The organism is Vibrio sp. 10N.261.51.C6, from assembly GCF_041471785.1.
Classification (GTDB): Bacteria; Pseudomonadota; Gammaproteobacteria; order Enterobacterales; family Vibrionaceae; genus Vibrio; species Vibrio crassostreae_C.
This window is the reverse complement of the sequence record NZ_JBFRPB010000005.1, coordinates 132,652-153,471: the sequence shown is the minus strand read 5'-3', so window position 1 is coordinate 153,471 and position 20,820 is coordinate 132,652. Positions and strand designations below refer to the sequence as shown.

At 45.5% G+C, this 20,820-nt stretch carries 18 protein-coding genes and 10 tRNA genes; 26 read left to right on the top strand and 2 right to left on the bottom strand.

Annotation, left to right across the window (positions count from 1 at the left end; translation table 11 throughout):
• Window positions 1-185: 185 nt before the first annotated feature.
• The 21 genes from AB4375_RS00885 to luxS all read left to right on the top strand — a co-directional run bounded on the left by AB4375_RS00885 (window position 186) and on the right by luxS (window position 14,445).
• Window positions 186-1,367, top strand: coding sequence for an aspartate kinase (locus AB4375_RS00885; RefSeq protein WP_017063224.1), 1,182 nt, complete (start codon window positions 186-188; stop codon window positions 1,365-1,367).
• A 92-nt stretch (window positions 1,368-1,459) separates the two neighbouring features.
• On the top strand, window positions 1,460-1,657 hold the full coding sequence (gene csrA / locus AB4375_RS00880; RefSeq protein WP_004415691.1) for a carbon storage regulator CsrA: 198 nt from the start codon (window positions 1,460-1,462) through the stop codon (window positions 1,655-1,657).
• A gap of 474 nt (window positions 1,658-2,131) precedes the next feature.
• Window positions 2,132-2,224: transfer RNA gene (locus AB4375_RS00875), tRNA-Ser, on the top strand.
• Between the two features lie 43 nt (window positions 2,225-2,267).
• A tRNA-Arg gene (locus AB4375_RS00870) sits at window positions 2,268-2,344 on the top strand.
• Between the two features lie 44 nt (window positions 2,345-2,388).
• Window positions 2,389-2,481, top strand: a tRNA-Ser gene (locus AB4375_RS00865).
• Window positions 2,482-2,570: 89 nt separating this feature from the next.
• A tRNA-Arg gene (locus AB4375_RS00860) sits at window positions 2,571-2,647 on the top strand.
• A gap of 67 nt (window positions 2,648-2,714) precedes the next feature.
• Window positions 2,715-2,791 (top strand) — tRNA-Arg (locus AB4375_RS00855).
• Window positions 2,792-2,871: 80 nt separating this feature from the next.
• Window positions 2,872-2,948 (top strand) — tRNA-Arg (locus AB4375_RS00850).
• Between the two features lie 79 nt (window positions 2,949-3,027).
• Window positions 3,028-3,104 (top strand) — tRNA-Arg (locus tag AB4375_RS00845).
• Window positions 3,105-3,162: 58 nt separating this feature from the next.
• Window positions 3,163-3,239: transfer RNA gene (locus AB4375_RS00840), tRNA-Arg, on the top strand.
• A 57-nt stretch (window positions 3,240-3,296) separates the two neighbouring features.
• Window positions 3,297-3,373, top strand: a tRNA-Arg gene (locus tag AB4375_RS00835).
• An 81-nt stretch (window positions 3,374-3,454) separates the two neighbouring features.
• Window positions 3,455-3,531: transfer RNA gene (locus tag AB4375_RS00830), tRNA-Arg, on the top strand.
• A gap of 375 nt (window positions 3,532-3,906) precedes the next feature.
• The gene (locus AB4375_RS00825; protein ID WP_004741884.1) at window positions 3,907-4,164 is read left to right on the top strand and encodes an oxaloacetate decarboxylase subunit gamma; all 258 of its coding nucleotides are present in this window, start codon (window positions 3,907-3,909) and stop codon (window positions 4,162-4,164) included.
• 31 nt (window positions 4,165-4,195) lie between these two features.
• Window positions 4,196-5,971, top strand: a complete 1,776-nt coding sequence (oadA, locus tag AB4375_RS00820; protein ID WP_372050871.1) for a sodium-extruding oxaloacetate decarboxylase subunit alpha — start codon at window positions 4,196-4,198, stop codon at window positions 5,969-5,971.
• A gap of 9 nt (window positions 5,972-5,980) precedes the next feature.
• Complete coding sequence (locus AB4375_RS00815) at window positions 5,981-7,111, top strand: sodium ion-translocating decarboxylase subunit beta (RefSeq protein WP_019825842.1); 1,131 nt, start codon at window positions 5,981-5,983, stop codon at window positions 7,109-7,111.
• A gap of 172 nt (window positions 7,112-7,283) precedes the next feature.
• Window positions 7,284-8,237, top strand: coding sequence for an NADP-dependent oxidoreductase (locus AB4375_RS00810; RefSeq protein WP_372050870.1), 954 nt, complete (start codon window positions 7,284-7,286; stop codon window positions 8,235-8,237).
• A gap of 6 nt (window positions 8,238-8,243) precedes the next feature.
• Entirely contained in the window at window positions 8,244-8,705 is a 462-nt protein-coding gene (locus tag AB4375_RS00805; RefSeq protein WP_017059555.1) for a YqaA family protein, read from the top strand.
• A 9-nt stretch (window positions 8,706-8,714) separates the two neighbouring features.
• Complete coding sequence (locus tag AB4375_RS00800) at window positions 8,715-11,573, top strand: M16 family metallopeptidase (protein ID WP_372050869.1); 2,859 nt, start codon at window positions 8,715-8,717, stop codon at window positions 11,571-11,573.
• A 99-nt stretch (window positions 11,574-11,672) separates the two neighbouring features.
• Window positions 11,673-13,241: a glutamate--cysteine ligase gene (gene gshA / locus AB4375_RS00795; RefSeq protein WP_017068871.1), complete on the top strand. Its 1,569-nt coding sequence runs from the start codon at window positions 11,673-11,675 to the stop codon at window positions 13,239-13,241.
• Window positions 13,242-13,251: 10 nt separating this feature from the next.
• The gene (locus AB4375_RS00790) at window positions 13,252-13,902 is read left to right on the top strand and encodes a hypothetical protein (RefSeq protein ID WP_017629422.1); all 651 of its coding nucleotides are present in this window, start codon (window positions 13,252-13,254) and stop codon (window positions 13,900-13,902) included.
• Window positions 13,903-13,926: 24 nt separating this feature from the next.
• Window positions 13,927-14,445: an S-ribosylhomocysteine lyase gene (gene luxS, locus AB4375_RS00785; RefSeq protein WP_017629423.1), complete on the top strand. Its 519-nt coding sequence runs from the start codon at window positions 13,927-13,929 to the stop codon at window positions 14,443-14,445.
• Window positions 14,446-14,542: 97 nt separating this feature from the next.
• Here luxS and AB4375_RS00780 read toward each other — a convergent pair whose 3' ends face one another.
• Window positions 14,543-15,814, bottom strand: a complete 1,272-nt coding sequence (locus tag AB4375_RS00780) for an HlyC/CorC family transporter (protein WP_017068872.1) — start codon at window positions 15,812-15,814, stop codon at window positions 14,543-14,545.
• A gap of 127 nt (window positions 15,815-15,941) precedes the next feature.
• Entirely contained in the window at window positions 15,942-16,736 is a 795-nt protein-coding gene (locus AB4375_RS00775; protein ID WP_019825854.1) for an inner membrane protein YpjD, read from the bottom strand.
• A gap of 200 nt (window positions 16,737-16,936) precedes the next feature.
• On the opposite strand from AB4375_RS00775, the gene ffh reads away from it, so the two are divergent.
• The 5 genes from ffh (at window position 16,937) to rplS (ending at window position 20,551) form a co-directional block, all read left to right on the top strand.
• Complete coding sequence (gene ffh / locus AB4375_RS00770) at window positions 16,937-18,331, top strand: signal recognition particle protein (protein ID WP_010435884.1); 1,395 nt, start codon at window positions 16,937-16,939, stop codon at window positions 18,329-18,331.
• Between the two features lie 212 nt (window positions 18,332-18,543).
• Window positions 18,544-18,792: a 30S ribosomal protein S16 gene (gene rpsP / locus AB4375_RS00765; protein WP_004410028.1), complete on the top strand. Its 249-nt coding sequence runs from the start codon at window positions 18,544-18,546 to the stop codon at window positions 18,790-18,792.
• A 24-nt stretch (window positions 18,793-18,816) separates the two neighbouring features.
• A complete protein-coding gene (gene rimM, locus AB4375_RS00760) occupies window positions 18,817-19,371 on the top strand; it encodes a ribosome maturation factor RimM (protein ID WP_017063236.1) in 555 nt (184 codons plus the stop codon).
• A 26-nt stretch (window positions 19,372-19,397) separates the two neighbouring features.
• Window positions 19,398-20,138 (top strand): tRNA (guanosine(37)-N1)-methyltransferase TrmD, encoded by a 741-nt coding sequence (gene trmD, locus AB4375_RS00755; RefSeq protein ID WP_017061056.1) that lies wholly within the window; start codon window positions 19,398-19,400, stop codon window positions 20,136-20,138.
• A 59-nt stretch (window positions 20,139-20,197) separates the two neighbouring features.
• Window positions 20,198-20,551, top strand: a complete 354-nt coding sequence (gene rplS, locus AB4375_RS00750; RefSeq protein WP_004735514.1) for a 50S ribosomal protein L19 — start codon at window positions 20,198-20,200, stop codon at window positions 20,549-20,551.
• The last annotated feature ends 269 nt before the right edge of the window (window positions 20,552-20,820 follow it).

The window sequence follows — 20,820 nt, the reverse complement described above, 5'->3', positions numbered from 1 at the left end:
GGCCTCCTCCTACTCGATTTGCCTATTGGAAGTGTGTTTAAACAAGATTTGATTGAGATTAACCAAGAAGTCTAATGGTGGCGTTAGACTCCTTGGTTAATTTTTTATTGCTTCGCCCTGACGCGGAGTATGTGTTTTTTTGTCATATATAGACATTGGTCTTGGGAAGGTGAGGACGGGTGAAAATGCCTCTTATCGTGCAGAAATTTGGTGGAACGTCGGTGGGTTCAATTGAACGAATCCATCATGTAGCAGAAAAAATCATTGAAGCGAAAAATGAAGGGAACCAGATCGTGGTTGTCGTTTCTGCTATGTCTGGTGAAACAAATCGGTTAGTTAATTTAGCCACGCAAGTTGATAGCGTACCAAACGCTAGAGAACTGGATGTGTTGTTAACGGCTGGCGAGCAAGTTTCCATGGCCTTGTTAGCAATGACGTTACACAAGTTAGGTTATGAAGCGACATCGATGACTGGCTATCAAGCCAAGATACACACGGATTCTAATCATAATAATGCAGCGATTGAGCGTATTGATACTGCTCCGATTCAAGCTCTGCTAGATGACAACCAGATTGTTATTGTTGCAGGCTTTCAAGGATTCAATGCGAAAGGTGATATCACGACATTAGGCCGCGGTGGTTCAGATACTACAGCGGTCGCGCTTGCAGGTGCCTTGCAGGCGAAAGAATGCCAGATCTATACTGATGTAGATGGTGTTTACTCTTGTGACCCTAGAGTCGTAAAACAATCTCAGAAATTAGATACTTTAGACTTTCCTTCTATGGAAGAGATGGCTCGCCGAGGCGCTAAGGTATTGCACCTTCCTTGTGTTCAGTATGCATGGCAGCACAACGTGTCATTGCGAGTGCTTTCAAGCTTTGAACAAGGCGAGGGCACATTGATCGCGGGTAATCAGTGTTTGAATGATATTGCTGGCATCGCCATCCAAAGAGATATGGTGCGTATCGAGTGTTTGAATGAAGATTTACCGTCTTTCATTTCACATTGCCAACTGTTGGGGATCGAAGTCTGTAGTGTGATCGAGGAAACAGAACGGGCAGCACTCATTATTAAACAAGACATAAGTGCCAAATTAAAACTAGTTTTTGCTGAGAAAATCCGTAATAGTGAACAGGTTAGTTTGTTAACTGTGGTAGGAAGCCGAACACAAGAAATTGTGGTCAGTTCACATGGATTGTTGTCTGAAGGCGAAATTGATGTACAGCATCACTTATTGCAGCAGCAGTCTTTAACTTTGGTGATATCACCAACGCAAGTCGATATGGCTGCTAACATATTACACAATGCATACATCGTAGCGCGTGAAACACAGGGTTATCCTAAAAAAGAAGTGCATTTTGGTTAAATAAACTCAATCGATAGTTTACGAAAATATAACTTTTGTTGGATAATACTCTCGTAGCTAGATAAATTTAGAGATTACTCAAGGAGCAAAGAATGCTAATTTTGACTCGCCGCGTTGGCGAAACACTGATGATTGGTGATGAAGTAACAGTTACTGTACTAGGCGTTAAAGGTAACCAAGTACGTATCGGTGTTAACGCACCTAAAGAAGTATCTGTTCACCGTGAAGAGATCTACATGCGCATTCAAGCTGAAAAAGGTAATGGTAACGTTGCATCTGGCAACTACTAATACTTTTGCGTAGAGAAGAGGCTAGCATTGTTGCTAGCCTTTTTTGATCTTGGGGAACCGAAACACTGATTGGGACATAGATGGGTTGGATAACGGATCGGTCTCAAAGTGGTGAAGTGAATGCTTTGTGATGCTGCGAGATACAGACAAGGTTGAACAGAACTGTTGCTCTGTATTTTGTTTGGCAAAACTCAAGATTTATTCGCTTCCCCTATGGCGAAAATACGCATCCCGTAGTATTGTGCCATCAGCGGTAGCACTTGCTGCTGGAGAAATTAGATAATTGTTTTCGGCTGTTTATTATTGCCAATCTTTCACCTTAATTTTTAAGGGAAAAAGCGCGATTTGAATCTTACAAGTTCAATTTGCAAGCGCTTTGATTAAATAGCAAACGGTTGAGTGTTTTTGTCCAATTTTTTTCAATAAAGTGTTTGACATATTTTCGGTAAAACGTAATATGTGCCTCCGCAAGACGGTGAGGTGGCCGAGAGGCCGAAGGCGCTCCCCTGCTAAGGGAGTATGTGGTTTGTAGCTGCATCGAGGGTTCGAATCCCTCCCTCACCGCCATTTCTTGCGAGTCTAAAATTAGCAATTTAGACAATGTAAATGTGCGTCCTTAGCTCAGCTGGATAGAGTACCTGGCTACGAACCAGGCGGTCGGAGGTTCGAATCCTCCAGGACGCGCCATTCTCTCTTCTCTTACTTGTAAGTGATTTGAGAATAATGAATTAGGTGAGGTGGCCGAGTGGCCGAAGGCGCTCCCCTGCTAAGGGAGTATGTGGTTTGTAGCTGCATCGAGGGTTCGAATCCCTCCCTCACCGCCATTCATTACAGGCCGATGGCCTTTTTTTTTCTTCGTAGCAAGAAGAATGTGATATATTTCACAACTTCATTCTTAATGAATGAACACCGTGCGTCCTTAGCTCAGCTGGATAGAGTACCTGGCTACGAACCAGGCGGTCGGAGGTTCGAATCCTCCAGGACGCGCCACTATTTAAGGGTTTATTTCTTTTAAGAATGAAAGTCCTTGTATTGACTAAGTTGATACTAAAACCGTGCGCTCTTAGCTCAGCTGGATAGAGTACCTGGCTACGAACCAGGCGGTCGGAGGTTCGAATCCTCCAGAGCGCGCCACTATTTAGGGTTTAGTTCTTATAAGAATGTGAATCCTGATATTGATAAATCGTTCGTCGAGAATTAATATCAAAAACCGTGCGTCCTTAGCTCAGCTGGATAGAGTACCTGGCTACGAACCAGGCGGTCGGAGGTTCGAATCCTCCAGGACGCGCCACTATTTAGGGCTTCTTTCTTATAAGAACAGAAATCCTTGTATTGAGTTGTTGTTTACAACGAATTGATACTAAAACCGTGCGCTCTTAGCTCAGCTGGATAGAGTACCTGGCTACGAACCAGGCGGTCGGAGGTTCGAATCCTCCAGAGCGCGCCACTATTTAGGGTTTCTTTTATGAACCCCTGATATTGGGAATACCGATATCGAAAACTGCGCGTCCTTAGCTCAGCTGGATAGAGTACCTGGCTACGAACCAGGCGGTCGGAGGTTCGAATCCTCCAGGACGCGCCACTCTTTAGGGTTTCCTTGTGAACTCCTGATATTGGAAATACTGATATCGAAAACCGTGCGTCCTTAGCTCAGCTGGATAGAGTACCTGGCTACGAACCAGGCGGTCGGAGGTTCGAATCCTCCAGGACGCGCCACTATTTAGGGCTTTTTTCTTATAAGAATGAAATCCTTATATTGATCTGTTGTTAGTAACAATGAATTGATATTAAAACCGTGCGCTCTTAGCTCAGCTGGATAGAGTACCTGGCTACGAACCAGGCGGTCGGAGGTTCGAATCCTCCAGAGCGCGCCACATTATTAGAAAAAGCCTCGTTTATACGAGGCTTTTTTTATGTCTGATGCAAATTTGTTGCAACAATGTTAAATTTGTTCGTTGTTTAACTTGTTGTATTTAAAGTAGTTCTTGATTGCTTCTTTGTTATTCCACCTTTCTCATATCAATTCCCAGAAAAGCCCCGTTTAAGTCACAGTTTAAATATCTAAAAATGACGTATTTGACAGATTTATGTGATCTGATAGGCGAATAATTAACCTTATGTGTGCGTTATCCGTAACAGAACCTTAAACAAAATTGACAAACTTTTACCAATCGAGATAATCCATGGGTCGGGATCACTATTCGCTGAAATCCTGTACGTATGTCAGGATGACGAAGAAAGGAAGCAACATGACTAATATTGGAAGCCTGCTAGGAGATGCGGCGACTCTAATGATAACGGGGATGTCCGTTGTCTTTATTTTCCTAACTATTCTAGTTTACCTCGTTCGGTTGATGTCAAAACTGGTACCAGAAGAAGTACCAGAGCCGATCGCAGCACCTAAAAAAATTCAAAAATCACAATCAAACCCTTCAGCTGTTAGTCCACAGGTAGTGGCTGCAATTTCGGCCGCGGTTCATCAATACCGTGCGTCTACTGCTAAGTAGTATTTAAAGGATTAAAAAGGAGTTTATGAGCATGTCTAAACCACTAGCTATCACAGATGTGGTACTTCGTGACGCGCACCAGTCACTATTTGCTACTCGTATGCGTATCGAAGATATGCTGCCAATTGCGGCAGAACTGGATAAAGTCGGTTACTGGTCACTTGAGACTTGGGGCGGCGCGACGTTTGATTCGTGTATCCGTTTTCTTGGCGAGGATCCATGGGAGCGTTTGCGTGAGCTGAAAAAAGCGATGCCAAACACACCAATGCAGATGCTACTGCGTGGTCAAAACCTATTGGGCTACCGTCACTACGCGGATGATGTAGTAGAAAAATTTGTTGAACGTGCCCATAAAAACGGCATGGACGTATTCCGTATCTTTGATGCGATGAATGACGTGCGTAACTTTGAAAAAGCAGTGAAAGCAACGATCGACGTTGGTGGCCACGCTCAAGGTACGTTGTCTTACACAACCAGTCCGGTCCACAATTCAGATACTTGGGTTGATTTGGCTAAGCGCCTAGAGGACCTAGGTTGTCACTCACTATGTATCAAAGATATGTCAGGTTTATTAAAGCCGTATGAAGCAGAAGAGCTGATTACACGTATCAAAGCATCGTGTGACGTTCCTCTAGCACTGCATAGCCACGCGACAACTGGTCTATCGACTGCAACAGCGGTTAAAGCCGTTGAAGCGGGTATCGACATTCTAGATACCGCTATTTCTTCAATGAGCTGTACTTACGGTCATACGCCAACCGAAACGGTTGTTGCGATGTTAGAAGGTACAGAGCGCGACACGAATCTTAAACTAGACCAAATCGAACCCATCGCGGCTTACTTCCGTGATGTACGTAAAAAGTACGCGAAATGGGAAGGTCAGCTAAAAGGTGTCGATTCTCGCATCTTAATCGCTCAAGTTCCTGGCGGAATGTTAACTAACATGGAAGGCCAGCTTAAAGAGCAAGGCGCCGCCGATCGCATGGATGAAGTTCTAGAAGAGATCCCACTCGTACGTAAAGAGCTTGGTTACATTCCTTTAGTAACACCAACTTCTCAGATTGTCGGTACTCAAGCGGTTATTAACGTCTTAACGGGCGAACGCTATAAGAGCATCACGAAAGAGACTGCTGGTCTACTGAAAGGTGAATACGGTCAAGCTCCTGCTGAAGTGGATGCTGAACTGCAAGCGAAAGTTCTAGACGGTGCAGAGCCGATTACTTGTCGTCCTGCTGATTTACTTAAGTCTGAAATGGATACGTTAACGACGGATCTGTTAGAGAAAGCGAAATCAGAGGGTATCTCTCTAGCTGAAGATACGGTTGATGATGTACTGACTTACGCGCTCTTCCCACAAGTGGGTCTTAAGTTCCTTAAGAACCGTCGTAATCCTGAAGCATTTGAACCTGCACCAACGCTAGAAGTTGCGGCTCCAGTTGCTGCAGCTCCTGTACAAGCTTCTGGTGGTATTGAAAGCTACAGCGTGAAGGTTGATGGTCAAGTTTACGATGTTGAAGTTGGCCCACAAGGTGAACTGACATCGGTGGCGCCATCTGCAAAACCTGCTCAGGCTGCACCAGTAGCAGCGTCTGACGCTGAAGCGGTTCCAGCTCCATTGGCGGGTAACATCTTTAAAGTAAACGTTCAGGCGGGTACTGAGGTTTCTGAAGGCGACGTTCTACTAATCCTAGAAGCGATGAAGATGGAAACGGAAGTTCGTGCTGCTCGTGGTGGTATCGTTCAAGAATTGAATGTTAAAGAAGGCGATGCAGTTACTGTAGGCGCTCCACTACTAAGCTTAGCGTAAGGGAGTACCATGGAAGGATTGATGACCTTATGGTCTGAAACAGGGATTGCGAACTTTGAGTTCGGCCAGATCTGTATGATGCTGGTTGGTTGCTTACTGTTGTTTTTGGCAATTCGTAAAGGATTTGAACCGTTACTTCTACTGCCTATTGGTTTTGGTGCTGTATTAGCAAACATTCCAAATGCTGGGTTTACTGATCCAGGTGGTTTGCTCTACTACGTCTACTACATTGGTATTGAGACAGGTATTTTCCCACTGCTGATCTTTATGGGTGTTGGTGCGATGACGGACTTCGGTGCGTTGATTGCGAACCCTAAAACGTTGTGGCTAGGGGCTGCGGCTCAGTTTGGTATCTTCGCGACGCTATTTGGCGCGATCTTGCTGAACTACGTTCCAGGAATGGAGTTCTCGATGGCCGATGCTTCGTCAATTGCGATCATTGGTGGTGCCGATGGCCCAACTGCGATCTTCTTGGCGAGTAAGTTATCTCCGGATCTTTTAGGTGCCATTGCAGTAGCGGCTTATAGCTACATGGCTTTGGTTCCTATCATTCAGCCACCAATCATGAAAGCGTTAACGTCTCCTGAAGAGCGCAAAATTAAGATGGCTCAACTTCGTCACGTTAGCAAAGCCGAGAAGATTCTTTTCCCGCTTGCTGTACTACTGATGACGATTTTGTTCCTACCTTCAGCAACACCTCTAGTTGGTATGTTCTGTTTGGGTAACTTAATGCGTGAAGCGGGTGTGGTTGATCGCCTTTCAAAAACAGCTCAAAACGAACTGATTAACGTTGTAACTATTTTCCTAGGTCTAGGGGTTGGTTCTAAGCTTCAAGCGGATACGTTCTTGAACTTAGAAACACTGGGTATTCTAGGTTTAGGTGCGGTCGCGTTCAGTATCGGTACGGCGGGTGGTGTATTGATGGCTAAGGTGTTGAACCGATTCTCGAAAGAGGACATCAACCCACTGATTGGCGCAGCTGGCGTATCGGCGGTTCCAATGGCGGCACGTGTTGTGAACAAGGTTGGTCTTGAGGCAAACCCTCAGAACTTCTTATTGATGCATGCAATGGGTCCGAACGTAGCCGGTGTACTTGGTAGTGCGGTTGCGGCGGGTATTCTATTAGCTCTCGTGGGCTAGTGGATTTGCTGGGTCATGTATCGTTACGTTAATTGGTCGTCAATTTACGAATGAGCGGTTAACTTCGCCTTATTAAATGGTTTATAGTCAAAGGGATGCTTTCGCATCCCTTTCTTTTTATTAATTAGGGTGCTTGCTCACTAGGGCTTTTATCAATCAAGGAAATGTGGAAATGGAAAATAAACAGATTGCGATTACTCAATTCGGCGGCGTCGAAAACCTAAGTATTCAAACCAGTGCGATCCCTGAGCCTAAGGCTGGAGAAGTGGTGGTTAAAGTTTCCTTTTCAGGCATTAATCCGATTGATGTCAAAACCCGAGCGGGCCTTGGTTGGGCGGCAGCACAAAACAAAGATAGCCTGCCTTGGGTACCTGGCTACGATATTTCAGGGCAAATTGTCACGCTAGGCGAACAGGCTGAACGCTTTACTGTTGGTGATAACGTGGCTGGCTTTATTGGTTTTCCACTGCAAGGTGGCGGTTACAGCCAATATGTGTGTGTTCCAGAAGCGGCACTAAGTATGGTTCCTGATTCTGTCACTTTAGAAGCGGCAGCTGCATTACCACTCGCGAGTCAAACCGCGGCACAAGCGCTCAACAAAGCCGAAGTGAAAGAAGGCGACCGCGTGCTTATTTTAGCGGGCGCGGGCGGCGTTGGTCACCTTGCGGTTCAAATTGCAGTGGCAGCAAAAGCTGAGGTTTACACAACCTGCAGCGAAGCCAATCTTGATTACCTTGCGACGCTAGGTGCTCACGCGATTAACTATAGGTTTGCGCCAGCATCAGAAAGAGTATCAGATGTCGATGTGCTGATTGATTTGGTCGGTGGCGATACAGCGCTTGATGCATTGAAGTGCCTAAAAGATGGCGCGCGAGTCGTGACTGTGCCGACTCTATCTGCAGAACTTATCTGTGAGAAAGCCACACTATTAGGTTTTACTGCATCAGGCATGCTGGTTGAACCAACCCCTGAGCAAATGGACACCATGCTTTACATTGTCAGTGTCGGATTGCTCAAAACAGAAATTCAAGGTATCTACCAGTTAGACGAGGCGCAGTCGGCGCACCTGCAGGTTGAAACCGGACACACCAGAGGCAAGGTGCTACTTAAAATGCAAGAAAGTTGATAGGCAGTGTTAGAATTTTTTAACTCCCTTTTTGAAAATATCGCGCTGTGGTTCTCGGACTCGGCGCTGTGGGTACTCTTCATTAGTGGCTTCTTGAGTGCCACGTTACTCCCCGGTGGTTCAGAAGCTAGCCTTGTGGCTGCATTGAGCTTAGATCAGTTTTCAACCTCATCGATCATTCTAGTGGCGACATTAGGCAATACCTTAGGCGGCCTGACTAACTATTGGATTGGTTTGTGGTTGCCTAATCGAACTCAATCTGAAAAGCATGGTCATAAGGCTATGGCTTGGCTGAGTCGCTATGGCTACTGGACACTGTTATTTAGTTGGTTACCGATCATTGGTGACCCTTTGTGTCTCGCTGCGGGTTGGCTAAGAATGAAATTCATCCCTAGCGTTATTTTGATAGCGATTGGCAAAGCCGCTCGCTATAGCTTACTTGCTGCTATCTACTTCGGTTTTTTCTAAGGAGAACCTATGAAAAAGGTTTTACTTGGTACATTTTCTCTTATCGCCATTGCTGGCTGTTCTTACAATGTACCTAGCTCAACGCCCTTCTTTTCCTCGTTACCTGAAGGTGTCACTCTGTTAGAAGAGGTTAAGCCCTCTAAAGATAAAGTAGTGATTCCTTACACCAAGTATCAGCTTGAAAACGGTCTGACAGTTATTCTTTCCCCTGATGATTCCGATCCGTTGGTGCATGTTGATGTAACTTATCATGTCGGCTCAGCACGTGAAGAGATTGGCAAGTCGGGCTTTGCTCACTTCTTTGAGCACATGATGTTCCAGGGTTCTGAGAACGTTGGTGACCAACAGCACTTTAAGATCATTACCGAAGCGGGTGGCTCGTTAAACGGCACGACCAACCGTGACCGCACCAACTATTTTGAAACTGTTCCTTCTAACCAACTTGAGAAAATGTTGTGGTTAGAATCAGACCGAATGGGCTTCTTGTTGGATGCTGTTTCTCAGAAGAAATTTGAGGTTCAAAGAGGCACGGTCAAGAACGAGCGAGCGCAGAGCTACGAAAATCGTCCTTACGGCTTGATGTGGGAACGCATGGGCGAAGCGCTTTACCCTGAAGGTCACCCTTACTCTTGGCAACCAATCGGCTATGTTGAAGATCTTGACCGTGTTGACGTGAATGATCTTAAAGCGTTCTTCCTGCGTTGGTACGGCCCAAACAATGCCGTGTTAACGATTGGTGGTGATATCGACGTTGATGACACGCTAGAATGGGTTAACAAGTACTTTGGTCCAATTCCTCAAGGCCCTGAAGTGAAGGCGGCAGAGAAGCAACCTGCTGTTCTAACAGAAGATAAATACATCACCTTAGAAGACAATATTCGTCAGCCGATGGTGCTGGTGGGGTGGCCAACAACGTATCGCGGTGAAGAGACGCAAGCTTCACTGAATGCATTGTCTAACGTGTTAGGTTCAGGTACCAACAGTTACCTATATCAAAACCTCGTAAAAACGCAGAAGGCCGTCAGCGCTGGCTCTTTCCATGATTGTGCTGAGTTGGCGTGTACCATGTACGTGTATGCAATGGGCAACTCAGGTGAAAAAGGCGATTTGACGGTTCTCAATAAAGAGCTGATGGATACCCTGGAGCAATTCTCGAAAGAGGGCGTTGAGCAAGAGCGTTTAGACCAGATCACTGGCATGGCCGAAGCGAATGCTGTTTTTGCATTGCAAAGCGTTAAAGGTAAGGTGTCGCAACTCGCGTCGAACCAAACCTTCTATGGTCAGCCTGATCGCATTGAATCACAACTCGATCAAATCCGAGCGGTGACGCCTGAGAGCGTGAGCAAGGCATACCAAGATTTCATCGAAGGTAAGCACAAGGTTACCTTGAGTGTGGTTCCTAAGAAAAAGCTCGATTTGGCGGTTCGTGAAGCGACCTTTACCACGCCACCACGTACGTTGCCGGAATACAGCAAGGTGACGGAAGATCAACTGGATTTCAGAAAGGCACCGGATACCTTTGATCGCAGTGTGATGCCAGAAGTGAACTTTGGTGTTGAGGCGACCATGCCTGAGTTGTACCGCATGCACTTTGCAAATGGCACTGACTTAATTGGTACCGTGACCAGTGAAACGCCGACAGTACAGCTGCAAATTCAATTGCCTGCAGGCGAACGCTATGTTCGCAAAGGGCAAGAAGGCCTAGCGAACCTAACGGCTTCGATGATGGAAGAAGGCTCAACTAAACGAACCGTTGAAGAGTTACAAGCGACCTTAGATAAACTTGGTAGCAGCGTGAGCATTAGTGCGGGCAGCTACACCACAGATATTTCAGTCTCGACGCTAGAGAAAAACTTGCCTCAAACCTTAGCGATTGTGCAAGAGGTTCTATTCGATCCTAAGTTCGATGAGCAAGATTTTGAGCGCGTTAAGAAACAGATGCTAGAAGGCGTTGTGTATCAGCATCAGCAGCCAAGTTGGATGGCTTCTCAAGCAACCCGTGAAGTGCTGTTTGGTGACACTGTTTTTGCTCGTGCAAGTGATGGTACTAAGGAATCTCTATCGAAATTGACCTTAGACGATGTGAAAAAATTCTATGCGCAACATTACACACCAGAAGGTGCCAATATTGTTGTTGTGGGAGACATCTCGAAGAAAGAGGTAGGGAAACAGCTACAATTCTTTGAAGAGTGGCAAGGCGATGCGGCACCATTAACGCGTCCACAGATCGTCAAAGAGCTTTCTGGTCAGCACCTGTACTTAGTCGATAAACCGGGTGCGCCGCAAAGCATTGTTCGCTTGGTTCGTAAAGGCCTGCCGTTTGATGCAACGGGTGAATTGTATTTGAGCCAGTTAGCTAACTTTAACTTAGCGGGCAACTTCAATAGCCGTATCAACCAGAACCTACGTGAAGACAAAGCCTACACTTACGGTGCAAGCGGTTACTTCGCAAGTACTCGTGAAACTGGCGCAGTGGTATTTAGCGCGCAGGTAAGGGCGAATGCGACGGTTCCATCGATTCAAGAGTTTATTAATGAGCTAAATGAATTTAGTCAGAGTGGATTAACTGACGAAGAGGTGAAATTTATGCGCCTTGCCGTCGGTCAACAAGATGCGCTTAAATACGAAACGCCAAGTCAAAAGGCTGGATTGTTGAGTAATATTGTTGCATTGAGCCTTGATGAAGATTACCTACAACAGCGTAATCAGATAGTTGAAACGGTTTCAAAAGAGACGTTAAACGAGCTATCGAAGAAATGGTTTGACCCGAATGATTATCAAATAATTGTTGTTGGCGACGCGACTTCGCTTCGTCCTCAACTAGAAAAGTTAGATATTCCAATAGAAGAGCTTGAAATCATTCGTTAGAGTACACATTAAAGGGGGAGGGAAGAGACTCTACTTTTCTCCTCCAACCTAATTTATGATAGTTCTAATCAGAACAATATAAGATAAGTGAACTGAATTTTGACTGATTTTGCTGCGCGACTAAAGCAAGTTGCAACCAACCCTAAGACCTTCTCTCAATTTGGTCGTGGTGTTGAAAGGGAAACATTACGCTACACGGAAGATGGGCACCTTGCTACTGGGCCGCACCCTGAGGCTTTGGGATCTGCGTTGATGAACGAATGGGTAACGACCGATTTCTCTGAGTCGCTACTGGAATTTATCACGCCTGTTTCTAACGACGTTCCGACGCTTTTGAATCAGTTGTCTGATATCCATCACTTCACGCAAACCAAGTTAGACGGCGAAAAACTATGGCCGCTTTCTATGCCTTGTTATGTTGGTAGTGAAGATTACATTCAGCTAGCGCAATACGGCACCTCGAATAACGGTAAGATGAAGACCCTATATCGTGAAGGCCTAAAACGTCGTTACGGTAGCCTGATGCAGATTATCTCTGGTGTTCACTTCAACTTCTCTTTCCCAGAAAGCTTTTGGGATAGCCTGTTTGGAGAGCAAACTGAAGAAGCGCGTTGTGAATCTAAGTCAGATGCTTACTTTGGTTTGATTCGTAACTACTACCGCTTTGGTTGGTTAATCCCATACTTCTTCGGTGCTTCACCTGCGCTATGTTCTTCTTTCATCAAAGGAAGAGAAACAAACCTACCTTTTGAAAAGGTTGGTGAGACATTGTATCTGCCAAAAGCAACGGCGCTGCGCCTGAGTGATCTTGGTTACACGAACAGTGCGCAAAGTGTATTGAAGATTGGCTTCAACAGCCTGGGTCAGTACCTTGAAGGTTTGAATCAAGCGATTCGTACGCCATCAGAAGAATTCGCCGAAATTGGCACTAAGGTTGATGGTGAATACCGTCAGCTAAATAGCAACGTACTGCAAATTGAGAATGAGCTTTACGCTCCAATCCGTCCTAAGCGTGTCGCGAAAAGTGGTGAGAAGCCATCTGAAGCGTTGGCTCGCGGAGGTGTTGAGTACATCGAGGTGCGTTCTCTCGATGTAAACCCATTCAGCTCAATCGGTATCACCGAACAGCAAGTTCGCTTCTTGGATCTATTCCTAACGTGGAGTGTACTAACAGACTCTGCTGAGATGGATAACTGCGAACTTGAGTGCTGGCGCGACAACTGGAACAAGGTGATCTTAGAAGGTCGTCAAGCTGGTCTAGAGCTGCAAATTGGTTGTCATGGCGAGCGCTTGTCTCTGCAAGATTGGGCGAAGCGTGTATTCAAAGATCTACGCTCTATTGCCGAAATGATGGACGCAGAACAAGGCGGTCGTGCATACCAAGAAACATGCGATACGCTTGAGGCTTGGATTGATAACCCTGAGCTAACTATTTCTGGCCAGTTGCTAGAAGAGACCAAAAAATTGGGCGGCTTAGGTAAAGTGGGTTGCGCGTTAGGTAAAACGTACGCTCAGCAACACAAAGCTCACCAATACAAAGTATATTCAGCTGAGTTGATGGAAGCAGAAGTTCAACGTTCTGTGATTGCTCAGCAACAAAGTGAAGAAGCAAGCACTCAAGATTTTGATAGCTTCTTAGCGGATTATTTTTCGTATTTAAAAGCATAGCGAGACTTTGGTGGAAAGGAAGCAAGCCTTATTAGGTCAGCCTACTCGAGTGAGTAGTAAATGGTTACCTGTAGTGACTGTTGGTGTTGTCTCTAGCCTGTTGGTTGGATGTGCAACGCCACCGCCAAAGCAGCAAGATAATTTGTGTAGCATCTTTCGAGAGCACCCTTCATGGTATGAAGATGCCTTGGATATGCAAGAAGAATGGGGAACGCCGATTAACGTTGCGATGGCTTTTGTGAAACAAGAGAGTAGCTATCGTCATGATGCGCGCCCACCTAAAGATTACATTCTTGGCTTTATACCGTGGGGGCGTGTAAGCAGTGCCTACGGTTATGCACAAGCTCAAGATCCTGCTTGGGAAGACTTCCAAAAGGCGACCAATAACGGTGGTTCAAGAACCAACTTTGATGATGCATTGATGTTCATCGGTTGGTATACCAGCGAGACGCGTCGTCAATTGGGCATCTCACTATGGGACCCATATAACCAATATCTGGCTTATCACGAAGGCCGTGGTGGTTATAAGCGCAAGTCATACAACAGCAAGCCATCGCTGATTAAGGTGGCGCGTAAAGTTGAACAGCAAGCAAAAGATTATGGATGGCAGCTGAAACAGTGCCGCAAAGAACTAGAAGACAATCGAAGCTGGTTTTTCTAAAGCCAGCCGTCATGGAGAAGAGCAATGCCTTTATTAGATAGTTTCACTGTTGATCACACACGCATGAACGCACCTGCCGTTCGTGTTGCTAAAACAATGCAAACCCCAAAAGGGGATACCATCACTGTGTTTGACCTGCGTTTTACTGCGCCAAACAAAGACATCTTATCTGAGAAAGGTATCCATACTCTAGAGCACCTATACGCTGGTTTCATGCGTAATCAATTGAACGGTTCAGATGTAGAGATCATCGATATCTCACCGATGGGCTGTCGCACGGGTTTCTACATGAGCCTGATTGGTACGCCTACAGAGCAACAAGTGGCTGACGGTTGGTTGGCAGCGATGAAAGACGTACTGAAAGTTGAGAACCAGAATAAGATCCCTGAGCTGAACGAATACCAATGTGGTACCGCGGCAATGCACTCTTTGGATGAAGCGAAAGAGATCGCGAATGCGATCATCGCTGCAGGCATCTCTGTAAACAAGAATGATGAACTGGCACTGCCAGAGTCTATGCTGCAAGAGCTTAAGATCGACTAGTCATTGATAGCTACCCTAGATAGGGCGAGTTAGATACTAAAAGGCCCGGTTTAATGAACCGGGTCTTTTGTTTATGTGAGCTTCAGTGATATCTCAGTTAGCCGTTCACGATCTGTGGGAACACGCGAACCAGTTTGATGCGGTTCTCTTCAAGCTCAACAATTTCCATTGGGTGGCTGGCAACCTGAACACTGAGGTGACTCTCTGGAATATCTTCAAGGTGTTCCAGTATCAAACCATTCAGCGTTCTTGGGCCATCGGTAGGCAGTGCCCACTGTAAGCCTTTGTTGATATCTCGGATATTGGCACTGCCTTCAATCAAGAAGCTGCCATCGCTTTGCGGAGTAATCTCTTCAGATAAGCTTGGGGTGATTGAGGTGGTAAACTCACCTACGATCTCTTCTAGAATATCTTCTAATGTAACCAAACCATTGATGTCGCCATACTCATCAACAATCAAACCGATGCGCTGCTTATTGCGTTGAAACTTAAGCAGTTGAATATTGAGTGGTGTCGCTTCAGGAATAAAGTAGATCTCATCCGCGGCACGCAACAGGGTTTCTTTATTGAATTCGTTCTTTTCAAGCATCAGACGGTAAGCTTCACGCAGCCTAAGCATGCCGACCACTTCATCTATTTGGTCACGGTACAGAACTACGCGACCATGAGGCGAGTGGGTAAGTTGACGAACGATCGATTTCCAGTCGTCATTGATGTCGATACCAGTAATCTCATTACGCGGCACCATGATGTCGTTCACGGTGACGTGCTCTAAATCCAGAATAGACACCAACATATCTTGGTGACGTTGAGGGATTAAGCTACCGGCTTCATTTACCACGGTTCTAAGCTCTTCGGAGCTCAAGTGGTCGGTTGCATCATGGCTGGCTTTGACACCTAAGATACGAATGAAGCCATTGGTAATGAAGTTAACTAAAATCACCAACGGTGACAGTACCTTCATCAGCACCATCAAAAGGATGCTACTGGCGTAAGAGACACGTTCAGGAAATAGAGAAGCGATAGTCTTTGGGGTTACCTCGGCGAATACGAGGATCACGAGAGTCAGGGTACCAGTAGCGATAGCCACACCGATATCCCCGTAGATGCGCATACCAAGAATAGTAGCGATCGCAGATGCAAGAATGTTGACGAGATTGTTGCCGATGAGAATGAGGCCAATCAATCTGTCTGGGCGGTTCAGAAGTTTTTCTACACGTTTGGCACCTTTATGACCCGTATTGGCCAAGTGCTTTAAACGGTAGCGGTTCAGGGACATCATGCCCGTTTCGGAACCAGAGAAATAACCAGAAATTACAATGAGACACGCGAGTAGCGCAAATAAGATACCCGTTGATATGTCGTCCAAAACTATTCTTTTCCTATTTGTGTATCTTGATTAATTTATGACCGAACATGGTCGAGATGTCAATTGAATGTATTGCACTCAATATTTTAAAGGCAAGGTATGTGAGATCTTGCCTTTATTTTACAGACTAGTTCAGGATGATTTCCTGGACGAAGCGGCTACCGAAGTAGGCCAATGTGAGCATGCTGGCGCCGGCCAGTGCGAACCAAGTGACTTTCTGTCCTCGCCAACCTTTCTGATAGTGACCCCATAGAAGAATGGAGTAGATAACCCAAGCGATAAAAGACAACACAGCCTTGTGTGCTTTTCCTTGAGCAAACATATCTTGCACGAAGATGAGACCCGTCAACAAAGTACCCGTTAATAAGCCATTACCAATCAGAATGATCTTGAAAAGCTGTCTTTCCACCATCATTAAAGGAGGTAGGTTAGGGTTTATCACTAAGGCTTTTTTCTTTTTAAGTTTGTGATCTAGCCAAGCAAGTTGCAGGGCGTATAGCGCGCCGATAGTTAACGTTGCGTATGAGAATAGAGCCAAAGATATGTGCACGAGCAGTTTTGGGTCATTCTCTAGATGTTTGATGAAGGTGCTTGGAAGAAAAGTGGCAGCCATCAAGTTCAGCGCAGCGAAGCTATAGACGACGGGTAAGATAAACCACAGACGGGTTTTGAGCATGGCACCGCTCATTACCACAGATATGATTAAACTGATTAATGAAGCAACGTTCAAGATACTGAGGTTTTGACCACTGGCATTAAAAATCAAATCGCCAAGCAACCAAGCATGGAAAGCTAGAGCAAGTAATGCGCTGATAAACACCGTTTTTACACGGATTCCTGTTTGGTGCACGAGACCTGGAATGATCGTGGAAATCGCCATTGTATAAAGAAAGGCTGCTGCGATCGCAATAAGACTGTCCATGGTATCCATTTAAATGATTACTAATTGGCGAATTATACCTCGCATCGCTCTTTGGGGCTATGGCGAACCTCATTCAATTCCAAGTGAATAATGTCTCACATCACAAGCACGGATGATTAACGCTCTACAACGGGTATGACTCTAATCCGCGCTAATGTATACTCACAGTAATAGTCGCAGTTTTGAGCGAAGAGAAAACTATGTTTGATAATTTAACGGATCGTCTATCCAAAACGCTGAAGAACATCAGCGGTAAAGGTCGTCTGACCGAAGACAACATTAAAGAGACGCTGCGTGAAGTACGTATGGCGCTACTTGAAGCCGACGTTGCACTGCCCGTTGTCCGCGATTTTGTTAAGCGCGTAAAAGAAGGCGCTGTGGGTGTTGAGGTTTCTAAATCTCTAACGCCTGGTCAAGAATTCATTAAGATCGTTCAAGCTGAACTTGAAGCGGTGATGGGTGAGTCTAACGAGGCTCTTAACCTAGCAGCGCAGCCGCCAGCCGTTATCTTAATGGCGGGTCTACAAGGTGCGGGTAAAACCACATCGGTAGGTAAGCTATCTAAGCTTCTAACTGAGCGTGACAAGAAGAAAGTCTTGGTTGTGTCTGCCGACGTTTACCGTCCAGCGGCGATCAAACAGCTTGAAACGTTAGCAAGCGATGTTGGCGTCGACTTCTTCCCATCTTCAGCTGATCAAAAACCTCTTGATATTGCAAACGCTGCAATCGACCACGCGAAGAAGAAATTCTACGACGTGCTACTTGTCGATACTGCGGGTCGTTTGGCTATCGATGAAGAGATGATGGGCGAGATCAAAGAGCTTCATACTGCAATTAAACCAGTAGAGACACTGTTCGTTGTTGATGCAATGACAGGTCAAGATGCTGCGAACACTGCAAAAGCCTTTGGTGATGCGTTACCACTAACCGGTGTTATCTTGACGAAAGTTGATGGTGATGCGCGTGGTGGTGCTGCTCTGTCTGTTCGTCATATCACAGGCAAGCCGATTAAATTCTTGGGTGTTGGTGAAAAGACTGACGCACTAGAACCGTTCCACCCAGATCGTGTTGCTTCTCGTATCTTAGGTATGGGCGACGTACTGTCTCTTATTGAAGACCTACAGAAAAACGTTGATACCGAGAAAGCAGAGAAACTGGCTAAGAAGTTCAAAGAGAAGAAAGGCTTTGACCTTGAAGACTTCCGTGAACAGCTAGGTCAGATGCAAAACATGGGCGGCATGATGGGCATGATGGATAAGCTTCCAGGCATGTCTCAGCTACCAGATAACGTTAAAGATAAAGTTGATGACAAGATGTTCAAGCAAATGGAAGCGATCATCAACTCTATGACCATGAAAGAGCGTCAACGCCCTGACCTAATCAAAGGCTCCCGCAAAAAGCGTATTGCCGCTGGTTCTGGTACACAGGTACAAGATGTAAACCGTATGCTTAAGCAGTTCACCCAAATGCAGAAGATGATGAAGAAGATGCAGAAAGGTGGCATGAAAGGCATGATGCGCAACATGCAAGGCATGATGGGCGGCGGTGGAGGTATGGGCGGAATGGGTGGTGGCTTTAACCCGTTTGGTCGATAATCTACAAATGTAAGCTTTAGCTACGTTACTTTTCATAGTGTTAGCCGTGTCACAGAAAGTGTACGGAAGCTATGTTGGTGAAAAAATAGCTAAAGCCCTTGCATTGCACCGGAATAAGAGTAAAATTCCGGGGCTTTAATTTGGCACGAGACCCCAAGCTATTTACTTATACTTGGGGTTAATTATTTTATTAAGAAAGCAAAGAGGACGACATGGTAACCATTCGTTTGGCACGTCACGGTGCAAAGAAGCGCCCATTTTATCAAATCGTAGTTGCGGATAGCCGTAACGCTGCAACTGGCCGTTTCATCGAGAAAGTAGGTTTCTTTAACCCTACAGCTCAAGGTCAAGAAGAAGGTCTACGTCTAGACCTAGATCGTGTTAACCACTGGGTTGGTCAAGGCGCATCTCTATCTGATCGTGTAGCTAAGCTAGTTAAAGACGCTCAAAAAGCGGCTTAATTCTTTTTTAAAGAGAAATAGCTTATGTCGATGAAGGGTAAAGAAACTATGAGCGAGCAAAACAATAGAATTGTCATGGGTAAACTTGGGTCTACCTATGGTATTCGTGGCTGGCTCAAAGTGTTCTCCTACACAGACAATGCTGAAAGCATATTTGATTACAGCCCTTGGTATTTAAACCTAAAGGGTAAGTGGGTTGAGTACAAAGTTGAGAGCTGGAAACGTCATGGCCAAGGTTATGTGTGTAAGCTAGCGGGATTAGATGTTCGTGAAGACGCGCAACTGATGACTAACTTTGAAATTGCTATTGACCCTGCTTCGTTACCTGAATTGTCAGAAGATGAATTCTACTGGCGCGAATTGTTCGGTATGCAAGTTTTTACCACTAAAGGTTACGACCTTGGTGAGGTCACTGACCTATTAGAAACTGGCTCGAACGATGTTCTAGTAATCAAAGCAAATCTTAAAGATGCTTTTGGCCAAAAGGAACGGTTAGTACCGTACCTTGAAGAGCAAGTGATCAAGAAAGTTGATCGCGAAGCTCGCCGGATCGAAGTTGACTGGGATCCTGGATTCTAACTCCAAATTACAGAGCGAGAGAACACATGTGGGTTGGCATTATTAGCCTTTTTCCTGAAATGTTCCGTTCTGTTACTGATTTTGGAGTAACAGGTCAAGCGGTTAAAAAAGGTCTTTTATCTATTGAGACATGGAATCCTCGTGATTTCACTCATGATAAACATCGCACTGTTGATGACAGACCTTACGGTGGTGGTCCTGGCATGTTAATGATGGTTCAGCCTTTGCGCGACGCTATCACAACGGCCAAGCAAGCAGCACCGGGAAAGACGAAAGTTATCTATCTTTCACCTCAAGGTCGTAAACTCGACCAGAAAGGTGTTGAAGAGCTGGCAACAAACGAGAATTTACTTCTTATTTGTGGTCGCTACGAAGGGGTAGATGAGCGCATCATTCAATCTGAAGTTGACGAAGAATGGTCGATTGGAGATTTTGTGATGACGGGTGGCGAACTGCCAGCCATGACGCTGATTGATTCAGTATCTCGGTTTGTTCCGGGTGTACTTGGAGATTTCGCTTCAGCAGAAGAAGATTCTTTTGCAAATGGTTTGCTAGATTGTCCCCATTATACGCGCCCTGAGGTGCTAGACGATAAAGATGTACCATCGGTACTCAAGTCTGGAAACCATAAGGACATTCGTCGCTGGCGATTAAAACAATCGTTGGGCCGAACTTGGCTAAGAAGACCAGAACTCCTGGAAAACCTAGCTCTGACTGACGAACAGGAACAATTACTGGCTGAATTCATTAAAGAGCAACGCTCTTAACGAAAAGCAAGCAGTAACCTATTAAATTTAGTATCAGTTTATTCTAGGAATTTATACAAATGAGCAACATCATCAAGGCTCTTGAAGAAGAGCAACTAAAATCAGACCTTCCTAAATTTGCACCAGGTGACACTGTTGTAGTTCAGGTTAAGGTAAAAGAAGGTGACCGTGAGCGTCTACAGGCTTTCGAAGGCGTTGTAATCGCTATTCGTAACCGTGGTCTACACTCTGCATTCACAGTTCGTAAGATCTCGAACGGTGAAGGCGTAGAGCGTGCGTTCCAAACTCACTCTCCAATGGTTGATAGCATCGAAGTTAAACGCCGTGGTGCAGTACGTCGTGCCAAGTTGTACTACCTACGTGAGCGTTCTGGTAAGTCAGCTCGTATTAAAGAGAAGCTTACTAAGAAGTAATTCTTTTTGCATTCTATCGATAAAAGCGGAGCCATTTGGCTCCGCTTTTTTGTGTCTGTTATTTGGAGTTTCGCAGGTAAGAGATCCCCAATTAGCTCATTCCTCGCTCTGGAGGATGACGGAACAAACCGAAACTCATATTTAACCGTCATTCCCTAGACTGACGAAGGAAGGAGTAGGGAATCTCTACTAGCGCCGTGTTATAGGCAATAAAAAAGGATTGACGTTAAACGCCAACCCTTCAAAATTTACTCGCTACTCGCTACTCG